14 protein-coding genes are annotated in these 16,189 nt (G+C 59.7%); 8 read left to right on the forward strand and 6 right to left on the reverse strand.

What is annotated here, in order from left to right; all coding sequences use genetic code 11:
• Positions 1-15 precede the first annotated feature (15 nt).
• Complete coding sequence (locus tag AC1DKH_RS04330) at positions 16-1,314, forward strand: MFS transporter (protein ID WP_477754674.1); 1,299 nt, start codon at positions 16-18, stop codon at positions 1,312-1,314.
• Between the two features lie 21 nt (positions 1,315-1,335).
• Complete coding sequence (locus tag AC1DKH_RS04335) at positions 1,336-2,313, forward strand: 2-hydroxyacid dehydrogenase (protein ID WP_477797529.1); 978 nt, start codon at positions 1,336-1,338, stop codon at positions 2,311-2,313.
• Positions 2,314-2,429: 116 nt separating this feature from the next.
• Here the strand turns inward: AC1DKH_RS04335 and AC1DKH_RS04340 are convergent, their stop codons facing one another.
• From AC1DKH_RS04340 to AC1DKH_RS04350, 3 genes are all read right to left on the reverse strand, one after another.
• A complete protein-coding gene (locus AC1DKH_RS04340; protein WP_477762025.1) occupies positions 2,430-3,617 on the reverse strand; it encodes a pyridoxal phosphate-dependent aminotransferase in 1,188 nt (395 codons plus the stop codon).
• Between the two features lie 88 nt (positions 3,618-3,705).
• The gene (locus tag AC1DKH_RS04345; RefSeq protein ID WP_477787180.1) at positions 3,706-4,848 is read right to left on the reverse strand and encodes a glycerate kinase; all 1,143 of its coding nucleotides are present in this window, start codon (positions 4,846-4,848) and stop codon (positions 3,706-3,708) included.
• A 120-nt stretch (positions 4,849-4,968) separates the two neighbouring features.
• The gene (locus AC1DKH_RS04350) at positions 4,969-6,093 is read right to left on the reverse strand and encodes a sugar diacid recognition domain-containing protein (RefSeq protein WP_477762027.1); all 1,125 of its coding nucleotides are present in this window, start codon (positions 6,091-6,093) and stop codon (positions 4,969-4,971) included.
• A 170-nt stretch (positions 6,094-6,263) separates the two neighbouring features.
• On the opposite strand from AC1DKH_RS04350, the gene AC1DKH_RS04355 reads away from it, so the two are divergent.
• From AC1DKH_RS04355 to rarD, 3 genes are all read left to right on the forward strand, one after another.
• Positions 6,264-7,574, forward strand: coding sequence for an MFS transporter (locus tag AC1DKH_RS04355; protein WP_477760642.1), 1,311 nt, complete (start codon positions 6,264-6,266; stop codon positions 7,572-7,574).
• A 196-nt stretch (positions 7,575-7,770) separates the two neighbouring features.
• Positions 7,771-8,784 carry an aldo/keto reductase gene (locus AC1DKH_RS04360; protein ID WP_477762028.1) on the forward strand — a complete coding sequence of 338 codons (1,014 nt, stop codon included), beginning with the start codon at positions 7,771-7,773 and terminating at the stop codon, positions 8,782-8,784.
• A gap of 192 nt (positions 8,785-8,976) precedes the next feature.
• Positions 8,977-9,858, forward strand: a complete 882-nt coding sequence (gene rarD, locus AC1DKH_RS04365; protein WP_477797530.1) for an EamA family transporter RarD — start codon at positions 8,977-8,979, stop codon at positions 9,856-9,858.
• A gap of 126 nt (positions 9,859-9,984) precedes the next feature.
• On the opposite strand, the gene hppD is transcribed toward rarD, so the two are convergent.
• Together hppD and AC1DKH_RS04375 are read right to left on the reverse strand one after the other, a co-directional pair.
• Positions 9,985-11,061 carry a 4-hydroxyphenylpyruvate dioxygenase gene (hppD, locus tag AC1DKH_RS04370; protein ID WP_095966635.1) on the reverse strand — a complete coding sequence of 359 codons (1,077 nt, stop codon included), beginning with the start codon at positions 11,059-11,061 and terminating at the stop codon, positions 9,985-9,987.
• A gap of 250 nt (positions 11,062-11,311) precedes the next feature.
• Positions 11,312-12,268, reverse strand: a complete 957-nt coding sequence (locus AC1DKH_RS04375) for a DMT family transporter (protein ID WP_477797531.1) — start codon at positions 12,266-12,268, stop codon at positions 11,312-11,314.
• 78 nt (positions 12,269-12,346) lie between these two features.
• On the opposite strand from AC1DKH_RS04375, the gene AC1DKH_RS04380 reads away from it, so the two are divergent.
• The 3 genes from AC1DKH_RS04380 to AC1DKH_RS04390 all read left to right on the forward strand — a co-directional run bounded on the left by AC1DKH_RS04380 (position 12,347) and on the right by AC1DKH_RS04390 (position 15,463).
• Positions 12,347-13,219, forward strand: a complete 873-nt coding sequence (locus AC1DKH_RS04380; protein ID WP_477797532.1) for a LysR family transcriptional regulator — start codon at positions 12,347-12,349, stop codon at positions 13,217-13,219.
• Between the two features lie 112 nt (positions 13,220-13,331).
• A complete protein-coding gene (locus AC1DKH_RS04385; RefSeq protein ID WP_477797533.1) occupies positions 13,332-14,864 on the forward strand; it encodes an EAL domain-containing protein in 1,533 nt (510 codons plus the stop codon).
• 233 nt (positions 14,865-15,097) lie between these two features.
• Positions 15,098-15,463 (forward strand): histone-like nucleoid-structuring protein, MvaT/MvaU family, encoded by a 366-nt coding sequence (locus AC1DKH_RS04390; protein WP_007900052.1) that lies wholly within the window; start codon positions 15,098-15,100, stop codon positions 15,461-15,463.
• Positions 15,464-15,626: 163 nt separating this feature from the next.
• Here the strand turns inward: AC1DKH_RS04390 and AC1DKH_RS04395 are convergent, their stop codons facing one another.
• On the reverse strand, positions 15,627-16,145 hold the full coding sequence (locus AC1DKH_RS04395; RefSeq protein WP_477797534.1) for a DUF4946 domain-containing protein: 519 nt from the start codon (positions 16,143-16,145) through the stop codon (positions 15,627-15,629).
• Between the last annotated feature and the right edge of the window lie 44 nt (positions 16,146-16,189).

Consider the following 16,189-nt stretch of genomic DNA (forward strand, 5'->3'; position numbering starts at 1 on the left):
CTCAGGAGCACCACCATGAAAACCGCAACGCTCGCCACCCGCCGCTGGTGGTACATCATGCCCATCGTGTTCATCACCTATAGCCTGGCGTATCTGGATCGCGCCAACTATGGGTTCGCCGCCGCGTCCGGCATGGCGGCGGACCTGATGATCACACCAGGCCTGTCGTCGATGCTCGGCGCGCTGTTCTTCCTCGGCTACTTTTTCTTCCAGGTACCCGGCGCGATCTACGCGCAGAAACACAGCGTGAAGAAGCTGATTTTCGTCAGCCTGATCCTCTGGGGCGGCCTGGCGACGTTGACCGGGATCGTCTCCAACGCCTACTGGCTGATCGTCATCCGCTTCATGCTCGGCGTGGTCGAAGCGGCAGTGATGCCGGCGATGCTGATCTACCTGTGCCACTGGTTCACCCGCGCCGAACGCTCGCGGGCCAACACCTTCCTGATCCTCGGCAACCCGGTGACCATGCTCTGGATGTCGGTGGTCTCGGGCTATCTGGTGCAACACTACAGCTGGCGTTGGATGTTCATCGTCGAAGGTTTGCCAGCGGTGTTGTGGGCATTCATCTGGTGGCGCTTGGCCGATGATCGTCCATCACAAGCCAAGTGGCTCAACGATCAGGAAAAACAGGACCTGGAAAGCGCACTGGCCGCCGAACAGGTCGGCATCAAGGCCGTGAAGAACTACGCCGAAGCGTTCCGCTCACCCAAAGTGATCATCCTGGCCCTGCAGTTTTTCTGCTGGAGCATTGGCGTGTACGGTTTCGTGTTGTGGCTGCCATCGATCCTCAAGGCCGGCGCGCAGATGGACATGATTCAGGCCGGCTGGCTGTCGGCGCTGCCGTACCTGGCGGCGGTGATCGGCATGCTGCTGGTGTCCTGGGGTTCGGACAAGCTGCAAAAACGTAAACGTTTCGTCTGGCCGCCACTGCTGATTGCCTCGATTGCCTTCTATGGTTCCTACGCCTTGGGTGCCGAACACTTCTGGTGGTCCTACACCCTGCTGGTGATTGCCGGCGCCTGCATGTACGCGCCTTACGGACCGTTCTTCGCAATCATTCCAGAGATCCTCCCGGCCAACGTCGCGGGCGGCGCCATGGCGCTGATCAACAGCATGGGCGCCCTCGGTTCCTTTGGCGGTTCCTATCTGGTCGGTTACCTGAACAGCTCTACCGGCTCGCCCGGCGCCTCGTACCTGTTGATGAGCGGCGCGCTGATGTTCTCGGTGCTGCTGACCATTTTCCTCAAGCCCGGCGCCAGCGATCGGGAGCGGCCCACGGCCACAGTAACGCGCACCGCCACGGCACATTCCTGAATTGAAGTTGAGATCCCGAAGATGAAAAAGCAGGTCGTCCTGTACAAGAAACTCTCGCCGCTGCTGATGGCTCGCCTGCACGAGCAGGCCGAAGTGACGCTGATCGAAAGCCTTGATGCCGAGGGCCTGGGCAAACTGCGCGATGCCCTGCCCCGCGCCCACGGTTTGCTGGGTGCCAGCCTGAAACTGGATGCCGAATTGCTCGATCTGGCACCCAACCTTCAAGCCATTGCCAGCGTCTCGGTGGGTGTCGATAACTACGACATCGACTACCTGAGCGAGCGGCGCATCCTGCTCAGCAACACGCCGGATGTATTGACAGAAACCACCGCCGACACTGGTTTCGCGCTGATCCTGGCAACGGCCCGGCGCGTAGTGGAATTGGCAAACATGATTCGCGAAGGCAATTGGACCCGCAACATCGGCCCCACGCATTTCGGCAGCGACGTGCACGGTAAAACCCTGGGCATCATTGGCATGGGGCGCATTGGCGAGGCGCTGGCCCAGCGCGGGCATTTCGGGTTTGGCATGCCGGTGATTTATCACAGCCAGTCACCGAAACCAGCGGTGGAACAGCGGTTCAATGCGCACTATCGAAGCCTGCCGGAGCTATTGCAACAGGCCGATTTCGTTTGCCTGACGTTGCCGCTGACCGCGCAAACCGAAGGGCTGATTGGCGCAGAACAGTTCGCCCTGATGCGTCCCGAGACCATCTTCATCAATATTTCACGGGGTAAAGTGGTGGACGAAGCAGCACTGATTGAAGCCTTGCGTGCGGGCCGGATTCGCGCGGCGGGGCTGGACGTATTCGAACGCGAACCATTGAATCAGGACTCGCCGTTGTTGCAGTTGAACAACGTGGTGGCGACACCGCACATCGGCTCGGCCACCCATGAAACACGGGAGGCCATGGCCAGATGCGCGGTGGACAACCTGTTGGCGGCGCTGGCGGGTGAACGGCCTGTGAACTTGGTGAATCCTGGGGTTTGGAAAAGCTGAAGATCAAAAGATCGCAGCCTGCGGCAGCGCCTACATGGACCGGGTTCACCGCAGTTTTGTGGATGGACATCAATCCTGTAGGAGCTGCCGCAGGCTGCGATCTTTTGCTGTGGCGATCAGGCCCGCCGCGCCTCCAGCAAATTCGTCGCACACAAAGCAATCCGCCGACATGCATCAGCCAGCTTCATCTGATCCACTACCAACCCGATCCGGATATGCCCCGCCGCACTCGGCCCGAACGCTTCTCCGGCCAGCACCGAGACGCCATAGCCCTCCAGCAATCGCTCGGCGAAGCGCTGGGCCGACAACCCGGTCTGGCGTACATCGACCATCACGAACATCCCGCCATCCGGGCGAATCGGCCTGAGGCCCGGACATTGGCCCAGACTTGCGCACACCAGGTCACGGCGCTGGCGATACTCTTCGCGCATCATCGCCACTTCCGGCAAGTCTTCATCCAGCGCCAATTGCGCAGCGTTCTGCACGAAATCCGGAATGCCGAACAACATGCTCAGCGACAAATTGACCAGGTGCCCGGCCATGGGTTTCGGCCCGATCACCCAGCCCACCCGCCAGCCGCTCATGGCGTGGGACTTGGACAGGCTGTTGATCGTCGCCGTCCGTTCGGCCATGCCCGGCAGGCTCGCGGGGCTGATGTGCTCGCCCTCGTACAGCAGATCGCTGTAGACCTCATCGCTGATCAGCCACAAATCATGACGAATGCACAACGCTGCCAGCTCCTGCCAGATCGGCAACGACAGACTGGCGCCGGATGGATTGTTCGGACTGTTGAGCAGGATGGCGCGTGTTTTTGGCGTGATCCGTGCCGCGACATCCGCCGGGTCGACGCGAAACCCGTTCTGCGGACGCACTGGCACCGGGACCACCGTGGCCGCACAAGCGCCGATCACGCCTTCATAGGTGACGTACATCGGTTCGGCGACAATCACTTCATCGCCCGGATCGAGCAGGCATTGCGCCACCGAATACACCGCGCACTGCGCGCCCGGAAAGACGATCACATGCTCGCTATCCACCGGCTGACCGCTGCGTTGCCGATGTCGGCGGGCAATGCTGTCGCGCAGCCCCCGACTGCCGCGCACTTCAGGATAGTGCGTATCACCGGCCAACAGGCTGGCAATGGCCGCCTGGACGATGGGTTGTGGCGTATCGAAGTCCGGGTCGCCAATTGACAGCAGCAGGACATCGACGCCCTGTTCGCGCAATTGCAGCGCTCGATCGTGAATCTGCCAGGCCGCCGCTCCGTCACCGGCGATTCGTTGGGTCAAGGCTGAATAGCGCATGTCTGTCTCCTGTCGCGCGGGTGCTCCCAGCCACAACCCTATCTCAAATCACGAAGCGCGCCACCATGGCGTTCAAAACATGGATGAGTCAGTGCTTGCGAACGGCCATCCGCCATACGCGAGCGATATCGGTCGCCCGCTCACGCAGCAAGCGCGGCGCCTCGGCACAGGCCTGGTCCAGGGTCATCGGCCCGCTCGCCAGGGCAAACGCAGCATCGATGCCGTGCTCATAGAGCGCCTGATAACCGTCGCCCAGAGTGCCGGCGATGACGATGACCGGCACGCCTTGCTGGCTGGCGACACGCGCCACACCAAACGGCGTCTTGCCGCGCAGGGTTTGCGCATCGAAACGCCCTTCCCCGGTGATCACCAGATCGGCACCTGCAACCGCCTCGGCCAGGCCCACGAGTTCGGCGACCACCTCGACCCCGGCCTTGAACTGCGCGCCCAGAAACGCTTTGGCGGCAAACCCCAGGCCACCCGCCGCGCCACTGCCCGGCTCGTCCCGAACGTCGATGTTCAAGGCTGTCGCGCAATGGTCGGCAAAGTGCCCCAGCGCCAGGTCCAGTTGCTCGACCTGCGCCGGCGAGGCACCTTTTTGCGGGCCGAAAATCGCCGAAGCGCCGTGGGGGCCGCACAACGGGTTGTTGACGTCGGCGGCAATGTCGAAGCGTACCTGCGCCAGACGCGGATCCATGTCGCTCAGGTCGACGCGGGCCAATTGCGCAAGGGCGAGGCCGCCCGGTGACAGCGTCTGCCCCCGGGCGTCCAGCAGTTTCACACCCAGGGCCTGCATGGCACCGGCACCGCCGTCATTAGTCGCACTGCCGCCAATCGCCAGGATCACCCGTTGCGCACCGGCATCCAGTGCGGCGCGGATCAATTGCCCGGTACCGAAGGTGCTACTGATGCACGCATCCCGTTGCGCCACCGGGACCAACTGCAAACCGCTGGCCTCGGCCATTTCGATGATCGCGGTGTGGCTCTGCGGCAACCAGCCCCAGGCGGCATCCACCGTTGTTCCCAGTGGCCCGCGAACCACGGTGCGGCGCTGTTCGCCTTCACATGCGGCAAGAATCGACTCGACAGTCCCTTCCCCGCCGTCGGCCATCGGGCATTTGATCAGTTGGGCATCAGGCCAGACTTGCGCCAATCCCAATGCAATGGCGTCGGCCACGCCTTGAGCGCTGAGGCTGTCCTTGAACGAATCGGGGGCGATCACGATTTTCATGGGAATTCTCCAGTTCCAATGTCCACATGCTGCCAGCCGCCTTGAACAATAACGCCGGTCCGCTGCACAAGCGGCGATGAGGATTATTGTTCATTTCCACAAAACCGGCATTCACACCTCCTACAGGGGGCCTGCGTCGGTTTGCGGGAGGAGTTGCACGCCCAGATACAACGCCAGCATGCCGTCCAGGCGCAACGGATCAACCCCGCTCAGTTCGGCAATCCGCTCCATCCGGTAACGCAGGCTGTTGCGATGGATGCCCAACGCATCGGCGCAAGCCTGGCTCTGGCCATCGTGTTCGCACCAGCTGCGCAGGGTCGCGAGCAACTGACCGTTACTGTCCTTGGCAATGACCTTGCGCAGTGGGTTGAGCAGTTCGTCGAGGGCGTCGTCGTTGCGATGGCGCCAGAGCATCACCGGCAGCCGATAGCGGTTCAGCGTCAGCAATCGGGAGCGCGGCAGCACTTCGCGTCCATAGGCCAGCAAGTCACCGACCCGACGATAGCAGCGGCGCAACCCTGCCAGCCCGTCGGCTTGCCCACCCACGGCGATACGCAGGATGTTCCAGCCAAGGCCATCGAGCTTGTCCAGCAAGCGCGCGTTCTCGACCGACTGGCTGGCCGGCCGGCACCAGAGCAATGAAGTTTTGGCCGAGCTCACGCACCAACTGTCGGGGTGACGGCTGGTCAACCAGGCACTGAGTGCCTCGACGGTTTGCCCTGGAGCGTGTTCCAGGCCGAGCTCGAACAAGTACGGCACCCGGGTCATTTGTGGCTTGAGGCCCAACTGCTGCGCTTCATCGACCAGTCGCGGAGCATCCCCGGCTTCGCTCAGCAGCAGCGCCAGCAGATCATCGCAGCGCTGGCGCCGCCATTGCTGTTCGGCCTGCTGGTTACGCTGGCCCACCAGCATCTCGGCGGTCATGCGCACCAGCTCGGCGTAGGTGCGCAGTTGCTCGGGTTCGCCGGTGATGCCCAGCACGCCGATCAGGCGCTGGTCCAGCATCAGCGGCAGGTTGATGCCCGGCTGCACGCCCTTGAGATGAATCGCCGTCTGCGCATCGATCTCCACCACGCGACCGTTGGCCAGCACAAGTTGCGCACCTTCATGCCGGGTGTTGACCCGCTCCGGCTCGCCGCTGCCCAGGATCAAGCCCTGGCTGTCCATGACGTTGACGTTGTACGGCAGGATAGCCATCGCCCGGTCGACGATGTCCTGGGCCAGGTCGTGATCGAGTTCGAACATGCAAGTGATCCTTGAAGACGGTGATGGAACGGGTTGTTCACCCGCACAGGCCTTGGTTGCAAACCCTGTGCTCAGGCACAAAGACAGCCACCCTGAGGGTGGTCGAGACTCTCTTGGCGATCAACGTTACCCTTTGCATCGCAAAAAATCATAATAAAGAGAGAGCCGCCATGACACAGAGCGCCGTAGCGTCCGACGCCATCGCTGACGACAAAAACGCCGTCTACAAGCGCATCACCCTGCGTTTGATCCCCTTCATTTTCATCTGCTACCTGTTCAACTACCTCGACCGGGTCAACGTTGGGTTTGCCAAACTGCAGATGCTCGACGCGCTGAAGTTCAGCGAGACCGTGTACGGTCTCGGCGCAGGCATTTTCTTTATCGGTTACGTGCTGTGCGGTGTGCCAAGCAACCTGGCGCTGACCAAATTCGGCCCGCGGCGCTGGATTGCGCTGATGATGATCACCTGGGGAAGCCTGTCGACCTGCCTGCTGTTCGTCACCACGCCGACCGAGTTCTATACCCTGCGCCTGTTCACCGGCGCGGCCGAAGCCGGGTTCTTCCCGGGCGTGGTGCTGTATCTCTCGCAGTGGTTCCCGACCTTCCGCCGTGGCCGCATCATGGCGCTGTTCATGTCGGCGATCCCGGTATCCGGCCTGCTCGGCAGTCCGTTCTCCGGCTGGATTCTCAACCACTTCGGCGCAGGCCAGGGCGGTCTGGCCGGCTGGCAGTGGATGTTCCTGCTGCAAGGCATTCCGACCGTGATCCTCGGTGCACTGGCTTATTTCATGCTCAGCGACAGCTACGCCAACGCCAAGTGGCTGACCCCGTTCGAGCGTTCGGTACTGGAAGCCGACCACGCTATCGATCTGGCCAACAAACCGAAAAGCACGTCCGATTCGCTGCTGGCGGTATTCAAGAACCCGGCGATCTGGGCCTTCGGCCTGATCTACTTCTGCATCCAGAGTGGCGTCTACGCGATCAACTTCTGGTTGCCGTCGATCATCAAGAACCTGGGCTTCAGCGACAACCTGGTAATCGGTTGGTTGAGCGCGATTCCGTACCTGCTGGCCGCCGTTTTCATGCTGATGGTCGGCCGTTCGGCGGACCTGCGCAAAGAACGCCGCTGGCATTTGGTAGTGCCGATGTTGATGGCCGCGCTGGGACTGCTGATTGCGGTGAACTTCGCCGCCAACCCGGCCATCGCGATTCTCGGCCTGACCATCGCCACCATGGGCGCCCTCACCGGCCTGCCGATGTTCTGGCCGGTGCCGACGGCCCTGCTCAGTGCCGGCGCCGCGGCTGGCGGCCTGGCGCTGATCAACTCGATGGGACAGATGGCCGGCTTCCTCAGCCCGTACCTGGTGGGTTGGGTCAAGGACAGCACCGGTTCGACCGATGCGGCGCTATATCTGCTGGCGGGCGTGATTGTCTGCGGCAGTCTGTTGGCGTTGCGCATGACCCGCACGCTGCGCGCCTGATCAACACAAATCCAATGTGGGAGCGAGCTTGCTCGCGATGACGGAGTGTCAGTCAACACAGATGTTGAATGTAAAACCGCCATCGCGAGCAAGCTCGCTCCCACAGTTTGATCTGCGGTGTTCGATATTTCAGTTTGATCCCTGCAGTTGTTCTGGTATCTGATTGAGCCTTTCCCACTGGTAAAAGGATTTGCTCATGAGCTACCGCACGCTGGGTCATTCGGGTCTGCAAGTGTCCACCCTGACCCTGGGCACCATGATGTTCGGCGAACAGACCAACGCCGAAGATTCCCTGCGAATCATCGACAAGGCCTGGGACCAGGGCATCAATTTCATCGACACCGCCGACGTCTACACCAACGGCCGTTCCGAAGAGATCGTCGGCGAAGCCATCGCCAGCCGCCGCCATGAATGGGTGCTGGCGACCAAGGTCGGCTTCGGCCCCGTGGACGGCGTCCCCAACCGCAGCGGCCTGAGCCGCAAACACCTGTTCAACGGCATCGATGCCAGCCTGACGCGCCTGGGCACCGATTACCTCGACATCTATTACCTGCATCGCGAAGACCACAATACGCCGCTGGAGGTCACGATCTCGGCCATCGGCGACTTGATTCGCCAAGGCAAAATCCGCTATTGGGGCCTGTCGAACTACCGTGGCTGGCGCATCGCCGAAGTCATTCGCGTGGCCGACAAACTTGGCGTTGACCGGCCGGTGATCAGCCAGCCACTGTACAACATCGTCAACCGCCAGGCTGAATCCGAGCAGATCACGGCGGCGCAAAACTACGGTCTGGGCGTGGTGCCTTACAGCCCGCTGGCGCGCGGGGTGCTCAGCGGCAAATACGCGCCTGATGTGAAACCGGACGCCGACAGCCGTGCCGGACGTCAGGATAAACGCATCCTGGAAACAGAATGGCGCGTCGAATCCCTGCGTATCGCCCAGCAAATCCAGCAATACACCCAGGAACGCGGCGTCGGCATCGTCGAGTTCGCGATTGCCTGGGTGCTGAACAACAGCGCCGTGACCTCGGCCATTGTCGGGCCGCGTACCGAAGCGCAGTGGGACGCCTACACTAAGGCGCAAGCGGTGAAGATCACGGCCGAGGATGAGGCGTTCATCGATTCGCTTGTGACGCCGGGGCATGCGTCGACACCGGGGTTCAATGATATGAGCCATTTTGTGTCGGGGCGTACACCGCACACCAACTGACAAAACCGCACCCTCCGTAGGAGCTGGCTTACCAGCGAAGGCGCCATCTCAGACAACCCTTCGCTGACTGGAAGACCGCTTTCGCTGGCAAGCCAGCTCCTACGGAGGCGAGTGTTGATCAGTTGGTCAGTAATCACCGCAAAAACCACGTATCCTCCGCCCCCGTTTCACCTTCAACCTTGCGAGGACAGCTTGTCTAAAGGTATCGCTCTATCGGTTTCAGCCTCGGTGCTGTTTGCCGTCATGTATTACTACACGTCGCTGCTCACCCCCTTGAGCGGCGTGGAAATCTTCGGTTGGCGCATGCTGCTGACCGTCCCGTGCATGACCGTGTTCATGGTGGCATCCGGGGAGTGGAAGCGCGTGCTGGAGATCGTTCGACGCGCCATTGCCAACCCGAAACTGATGGGCGCGCTGATCGCCTCCTCTGCCCTGCTCGGCGTGCAATTGTGGCTGTTCATGTGGGCGCCGCTGAACGGCTACAGCCTCGACGTATCACTCGGCTATTTCCTGTTGCCGCTGACCATGGTCTTGACCGGGCGGATCGCCTACGGCGAACGCCTGTCCTACCTGCAAAAAGTTGCCGTGGTATTCGCCTGCCTGGGCGTGATCAACGAGGTATATCGGGTCGGTGGTTTTTCCTGGGCGACCTTGCTGGTCTGCATTGGCTATCCGACCTACTTCATCCTGCGCAAACGGCTGGCGGCGGACAACCTCGGCGGGTTATGGCTGGACATGGCATTGACGCTGCCGGTGGCGTTCTGGTTCGTTCAGAGCGGCGCGCAAGGTTTCGGTGTATTTGACCAGCATCCCTGGTTGTCGCTGTTGATCCCGCTGCTCGGCGTGATCAGCGCGTCGGCGCTGGTGGTCTACATCATTGCCAGTCGCCTGCTGCCGTTCAGCCTGTTCGGCCTGTTGAGCTACGTCGAACCGGTGTTGCTGTTGGGCGTGGCGCTGTTGCTTGGGGAGAGCATCAAGGCCGGCGAATGGCTGACCTACATCCCGATCTGGATGGCCGTGCTGGTACTGATGTTCGAGGGGTTCAAGCATCTGGTGCGGCAGCGCAGACCTTAAGCACCCACAAAACAAAATGTGGGAGCGAGCTCGCTCGCGATGGCGTCTTCAAATTCAACATTGATGTTGACTGAAAGATAGCTATCGCGAGCAAGCTCGCTCCCACAGGTTTAACGTTTAGGTCGATTAGTCGGTGGAGAGAACACCACGACGCACCTGGTCACGCTCGATGGATTCGAACAGTGCCTTGAAGTTGCCTTCGCCGAAACCGTCGTCGCCCTTGCGCTGGATGAACTCGAAGAACACCGGCCCCATCAGGGTTTCCGAGAAGATCTGCAACAGCAGGCGCTTGTCGCCCGACTCGGACGAACCGTCCAGCAAAATGCCCCGCGCTTGCAGTTCACCGACCGGCTCGCCGTGGTTCGGCAGACGGCCTTCGAGCATCTCGTAGTAGGTCTCCGGCGGCGCGGTCATGAAGCGCATGCCGATGCTTTTCAGGTGGTCCCAGGTCTTGATCAGGTCATCGGACAGGAATGCAACGTGCTGGATGCCTTCGCCGTTGAACTGCATCAGGAACTCTTCGATCTGCCCGGCGCCCTTGGACGATTCTTCGTTCAACGGAATGCGGATCATGCCATCGGGTGCGGTCATGGCCTTGGAGGTCAGGCCGGTGTACTCGCCCTTGATGTCGAAGTAGCGGATTTCGCGGAAGTTGAACAGCTTCTCGTAAAAGTTGGCCCAGTAGGCCATGCGACCGCGATACACGTTGTGGGTCAGGTGATCGATGATCTTCAGGCCGGCGCCAACAGGGTGGCGGTCCACGCCTTCGATGAACACGAAATCGATGTCATAGATCGAACTGCCCTCGCCGAAACGGTCGATCAGGTACAGCGGCGCACCACCGATGCCTTTGATCGCCGGCAGGTTCAGCTCCATCGGGCCGGTTTCAATGTGGATCGGCTGGGCGCCGAGTTCCAGGGCACGCTTGTAGGCTTTTTGCGAATCCTTGACGCGAAACGCCATGCCGCACACCGACGGACCGTGCTCGGCCGCAAAGTACGAGGCCACGCTATGGGGTTCGTTATTGAGGATCAGGTTGATCGCGCCCTGGCGATACAGGTGCACGTCCTTGGAACGGTGGGTCGCCACCTTGGTGAAGCCCATGATCTCGAAGATCGGCTCCAGGGTGTTCGGGGTCGGCGATGCGAGCTCGATGAATTCAAAGCCCATCAGGCCCATTGGGTTTTCGTATAGATCTGCCATGGTCGGCGCCTCATCATTTTTTATCAATTAACAAAGGTTAGTTGTAAGCAATGCTGAGACTGGCGGGTGGCGCACAGGAGATGCCCCGCACACTGCGGGCGAGAAAGTCACCGTAGATCAGTTGAAACCCGAATATCTTCATTGTCGACCCAAGGCTCTTGCGGGCGAGGCTTCTGCTGCCAGAAGACGATTATTATTGTATGCGTAAACCGATTCTACACAGCGTAAATCAATTTGTCCGCCTTCTGTATCAAATCCCCTTTTTCCCTGCTCGTGCAAGGGGTTTATTGCACAGGAAAATCCCCGCCAGAATCAGCCCGCCGCCCAGACACATGGCCAGCGTCAGCGGCTCACCCAGCAGCAGCGCGCCAAGGACTACCGCCGTCAGTGGGTTCAAGGCAATGAACACCCCGGAACGCGTCGCGCCGATTTTGCGGATGCCTTCGTAATAGCCGATATAGGCCAGCGCCGAACCCAGCACGCCCAGGTACAAAAGGCTCAACCATTGCTGCGCACCCAGCTGGCTGATCGCGGCGACACTCACCTCGCCGCGGACGATGCTAGTCATCCAGAGCATGCCGGTGCCGAGCAAAATCGAATAGGTCACTGTTTGCACCGGTCCCAGGGTCTGGTTCAGCTCTCTGGAGAACAGCGAGTAGACTCCCCAGCCGAGGACACAGCCAAAAATCAGCAGATCGCCGAGCCAGGCACCAGCACCGACACCGACACCGCCGGCCAGTAATTGCGGATCGCGACTGATGATCACCATGCTGGCGCCCGCCATGCAGATCGCAATACCCACGACTTTTGCCTTGTTCAAACGCTCCTTGTACAGCAGCCAGGAGGCCAGCCCGATCACGGCCGGATTCAGTGCCACGATCAAGGATGCCCGTGAAGCATTGATGTAGTGCAGGCCGTAAAAGAAGCACAGGTTGTAAAAAAAAATCCCGAAAAAGCCAAGCAAAAGCAATTGCAGCCATTGCCGGGCGCTAGGCCGAACCATCGGTATCCGCGCCATGCGCACAAACAGCAGCAACGCCACGCTGGCCAGTAGAAACCGCAGGCTGGCCGCCAGCAGTGGGTTGAGGCTATCGGCCAGATAGCGTCCGGCAACGAAGGTGCCACCCCACACCATGGTGACCGCCGCCAGTTTCAGATACACCGGCAGATCCGAGGGTTTTGACAGCGCTTGCTCGCAGATCGTCATTAGATTCCAGGACCGGATATTGGAGAGATGACGTATCATTTGACTAATACCCAGTCATCGTAAAATGAGCAAACACTCATGACCCTCACTCAACTGGAGATTTTCTCCCTCGTGGCCGAACTCCAAGGCTTCACGGCAGCAGCCAATCGCCTGGGTATTTCCCAATCGGCGGTGTCCCATGCCTTGAAGTCCCTGGAACTGGAGTTGGGTGTCGAGCTGTTGCGCCGCCATCAATCCCGGGTCGAGTTGAGCGACATTGGCCAGCAGTTGTTGCTGCGCGCCCGAACGATGCTCGGCCTGGCCAACACCCTGCGCCAGGAAGCGGCCGACGCGAGGGGCATGAAACGCGGCACGCTGCGCATCGGCTCCTTCGGCCCGACCTCATCGATCAAATTGCTGCCGTTGATTCTGCAGCAGTACCGCGCCGCCCATCCCGGCATAGAGGTGCATATCGACGAAGGCCCCGACCGCCAGGTGCTCCAGTGGCTAGAGGAACGACGGATCGACATCGGCTTTGTTGTGTTGCCCGAGGAGCGTTTCGACACGGTCGCGTTGATCGAAGACCAGATGGTCGCGCTACTGCCCGCCAACCACCCGCTGGCGGTTCACGACAGCCTGAACCTGAAGGACCTGTGCGATTTCCCGTTTGTGCTGACCGAGGCCGGTTCTTCGGAGCTGGTTTCACGCCTGTTCACGGCGGCCCGACTGACGCCCAACATCCGTTATCGCTGCTCGCAGTTGATGAGTACCCTGGATGTCGTCGCTCGTGGCGACGGGGTGACGGTAGTTGCCGAAGGTTCATTGCCCAATCAAATTGACCGCCGCTGTGTGAAAAAACCGCTGTCGCCGGCGGTATTGCGCCAGGTCGGCCTGGCGGTGCTCGATCGACGCCAGGCATCACCCGCGACACTGGCCTTCATCAAGCTGGCCGAAAGCCTTGACTTGCGTTGAGCGGCATAACCGCCAAGGGCCAACTATCATGGACCGCACCCGAACTCTCCATGGGAGGCGTTTTGCCCTGCCAGCGATTGAGAGCCTTACATCTTCGTGACAGGATTCGCGAATGCCGCTGAAAGCCAAAACCCGCAGTCGCAGCACAAAAATGGCTGTCACCCTGATCAGTGGATTGCTCCCGGTGCTGCTGGGGGCCGCCATTCTTTACATGCAAGCAGGGCGTGCGCTCAAACAAGGCGCCGAACAAACCGCCGAAGAAGCGATTCGCCAGTTCGACTTGATGCTCGACAACAGCGCCCAGGCCGCTCGCGAACTGCTGCCACTGGCGGGCCAAAGTTGCAGTGACGTCAGTCTGGCCCTGCGCGAGCAGGTCACTCGCCGCCCATTCGTGAGTTCAACCAATCTGGTGTGGAACAACAACCTCTATTGCAGCTCTCTGTTCGGCGACTACCAGGAGAAGGTCAACCCCGGTGACTACACCCAGGGCGCCTTATGGCTCATGAACGGCAATCCGGCAACGCCCGACACCGCGTTGCTGGTGTACCGCCTGAGCGAAGGAAAAAAAGGTGCACTGACGACCCTCTATGGTCATCACTTGAGTCATATTCTGCGTTTGATCGGCCGCAAGACCTTGCTCTTGCTGCAAGTAGGCCCGGACTGGATAGCCGCCGACGGCAAGGTTCACAGGGGCGCCGCGCCTGACCTGCCCGTTGCGCAAAGTCGATTGGCCTCCCGGCACTATGCGTTTGCCGTGGAAGCCGGCTTTCCCAAAGGCGAAACCTGGCGATACATGAGCAGTGAATATCCACCACTGTTCAGCTTGCTGATTTTCTTCGGCGTGATTGCCGGGTCAATCGGTCACTTCCTGCAAAAACGCTCATCGGCACCCACCCAGGAAATGCAGCGGGCACTGGAAGCTCAAGAGTTCATTCCGTATTTCCAGCCCGTGGTGCATGGCGACAGCAAAAACTGGTCCGGCGCGGAAGTGCTGATGCGCTGGAAACATCCGAAGGAAGGTCTGGTGCGTCCGGACCTGTTCATCCCGTTTGCCGAGCACTCCGGGCTGATCGTACCAATGACCCGCTCGCTGATGCGACAAACCGCCGCCCTGCTCGCCCCGCACTCCGCCAGATTCAACAAGCCGTTTCACATTGGTATCAATATCACCGCCAGCCATTGTCAGGACCTGGAGCTGGTCAAGGATTGTCGCGAGTTTCTCGATGCGTTCGAGCCGGGCTCGATCCATCTGGTGCTGGAACTGACCGAACGTGAACTGATCGTGCCCACGGCCATCACCCTGCAACTATTGGAGCAACTTCGCGAACTAGGCGTGAAAATCGCCATCGACGACTTCGGCACGGGCCACTCGAGCCTTGGCTACCTGCGGCAGTTCAATGTGGACTTCCTGAAAATCGACCAGAGCTTTGTCGCCATGATCGGCATCGACACACTCTCCAGCCACATCCTGGACAGCATCATCGAGCTGGCGGCCAAGCTCGACCTTGCCCTGGTGGCCGAAGGTGTCGAAACCCGTGAACAGAGTGATTACCTGAGCGCTCATCAGGTCAACTTCCTGCAAGGTTATCTGTACGGCAAACCCATGCCCGGCGCGGAATTCATTAGTGCATTAAGCGACCGTTAACTCGCTATTTTAATCGATAAAACAACGACTACACGCACCTATTTGAATCAAAACACTACTGCCCTTACATGAAAAAAAAGACAGGATTTACTCTTGGCCAATTAACTACTACAATTTTACATGCCTGTGCTAAATTGGCAGGTGAGCCACTATCACCGAGTCGCTTCAAGGCTCTTGGCTTATAGCTTTGTTTGCGGTTGGTATCAGCCAAACACACTATTGGAGTAAAGATATTGTCCAGACTCGCTGAATTCCGTGCAGCCGAAAAGGCTCTTCAAGAACAGCTCAAGCAGCTGGAGTCCTTGAAGAACGATGCCGGGCTCAAGAAAGAAATTGAATTCGAAGAAAAGCTCCAGGGCTTGATGAAAACCTATGGCAAGAGCCTGCGCGACATCATCGCCATTCTCGACCCCAACCCGGCAAAATCCGGCCTGCAGCAGGCAACAGCACCTAAAACCCGCCGCGCCCGTGTGGTCAAGGTTTATCAGAACCCGCACACCGGCGAGCTGATTGAAACCAAGGGCGGCAACCACCGCGGCCTGAAAGCCTGGAAAGAACAGTACGGTGCAGCCACCGTTGATTCGTGGCTGCGCGGCTAACTCTCGCGGCGACAAAAAAGCCCTGCTTATGCAGGGCTTTTTCATGGGTTATCTAAATGCCCGGGGCGGACACCAGCCAACTACCTGACTGCCACCAACTTTGTGCTTAATCCATTTGGATATCTAAAATTTTCTTCATGCATCGAAAAAGCACTGTCGCTTACTAAAGTTTCAAGCTGTTTCGGGCAGCGTCTATTTCATCTTGGCTCGCCTTATAAGCCTCAGCCTGCCCGGCGTAGGAAAGAACATAGGCCTTATCGGCATCCACCGCAGCCACCAATGTTTGAGAAAGCACATGCCTGCCATTTTGCGTGATGGTGCAGGTTGTTTCCAGCGCGGCCAATCGACTCAACGTAGTCGAATGAATGCGCGTACAGACACTTTGATACCCGCCCTGAAAGAAGTCTTTTTGAACTGACTTGCGCATCTCCAGCAATACGCCTTCGAGGTTTACCTGGTGATCGCTTTGCACCGGACTCATGGTCAGTTCCATCACCATGAGCGGCGATCCATTCTGATCATTTTTTACCGCCCGCTGGCGACTGACCCCAAACGCCGATTCAGGCACGACTTCGACCTGCCAGCCTTCCGGCCAGGTCACTACTGGCGCATCGGCGCGGGCAACGCCAGCCAGCGAAAGCACGCTTAGCAAGATGAACAGCACGTTACGGAATCGAATCATTGCAATGGGCACTCACGGATCAAGCCGTAAAGTCTGGGCCCAGG

Source organism: Pseudomonas sp. 05L36 (assembly GCF_056398125.1).

Excerpts from the sequence above, each read along its gene's own strand:
- AC1DKH_RS04330 (WP_477754674.1), top strand. The coding sequence starts at position 16 with ATGAAAACCGCAACGCTCGCCACCCGCCGCTGGTGGTACATCATGCCC.
- AC1DKH_RS04335 (WP_477797529.1), top strand. The coding sequence starts at position 1,336 with ATGAAAAAGCAGGTCGTCCTGTACAAGAAACTCTCGCCGCTGCTGATG.
- AC1DKH_RS04340 (WP_477762025.1), bottom strand. The coding sequence starts at position 3,617 with ATGCGCTATTCAGCCTTGACCCAACGAATCGCCGGTGACGGAGCGGCG.
- AC1DKH_RS04345 (WP_477787180.1), bottom strand. The coding sequence starts at position 4,848 with ATGAAAATCGTGATCGCCCCCGATTCGTTCAAGGACAGCCTCAGCGCT.
- AC1DKH_RS04350 (WP_477762027.1), bottom strand. The coding sequence starts at position 6,093 with ATGTTCGAACTCGATCACGACCTGGCCCAGGACATCGTCGACCGGGCG.
- AC1DKH_RS04355 (WP_477760642.1), top strand. The coding sequence starts at position 6,264 with ATGACACAGAGCGCCGTAGCGTCCGACGCCATCGCTGACGACAAAAAC.
- AC1DKH_RS04360 (WP_477762028.1), top strand. The coding sequence starts at position 7,771 with ATGAGCTACCGCACGCTGGGTCATTCGGGTCTGCAAGTGTCCACCCTG.
- hppD (WP_095966635.1), bottom strand. The coding sequence starts at position 11,061 with ATGGCAGATCTATACGAAAACCCAATGGGCCTGATGGGCTTTGAATTC.
- AC1DKH_RS04375 (WP_477797531.1), bottom strand. The coding sequence starts at position 12,268 with ATGACGATCTGCGAGCAAGCGCTGTCAAAACCCTCGGATCTGCCGGTG.
- AC1DKH_RS04380 (WP_477797532.1), top strand. The coding sequence starts at position 12,347 with ATGACCCTCACTCAACTGGAGATTTTCTCCCTCGTGGCCGAACTCCAA.
- AC1DKH_RS04385 (WP_477797533.1), top strand. The coding sequence starts at position 13,332 with ATGCCGCTGAAAGCCAAAACCCGCAGTCGCAGCACAAAAATGGCTGTC.
- AC1DKH_RS04395 (WP_477797534.1), bottom strand. The coding sequence starts at position 16,145 with ATGATTCGATTCCGTAACGTGCTGTTCATCTTGCTAAGCGTGCTTTCG.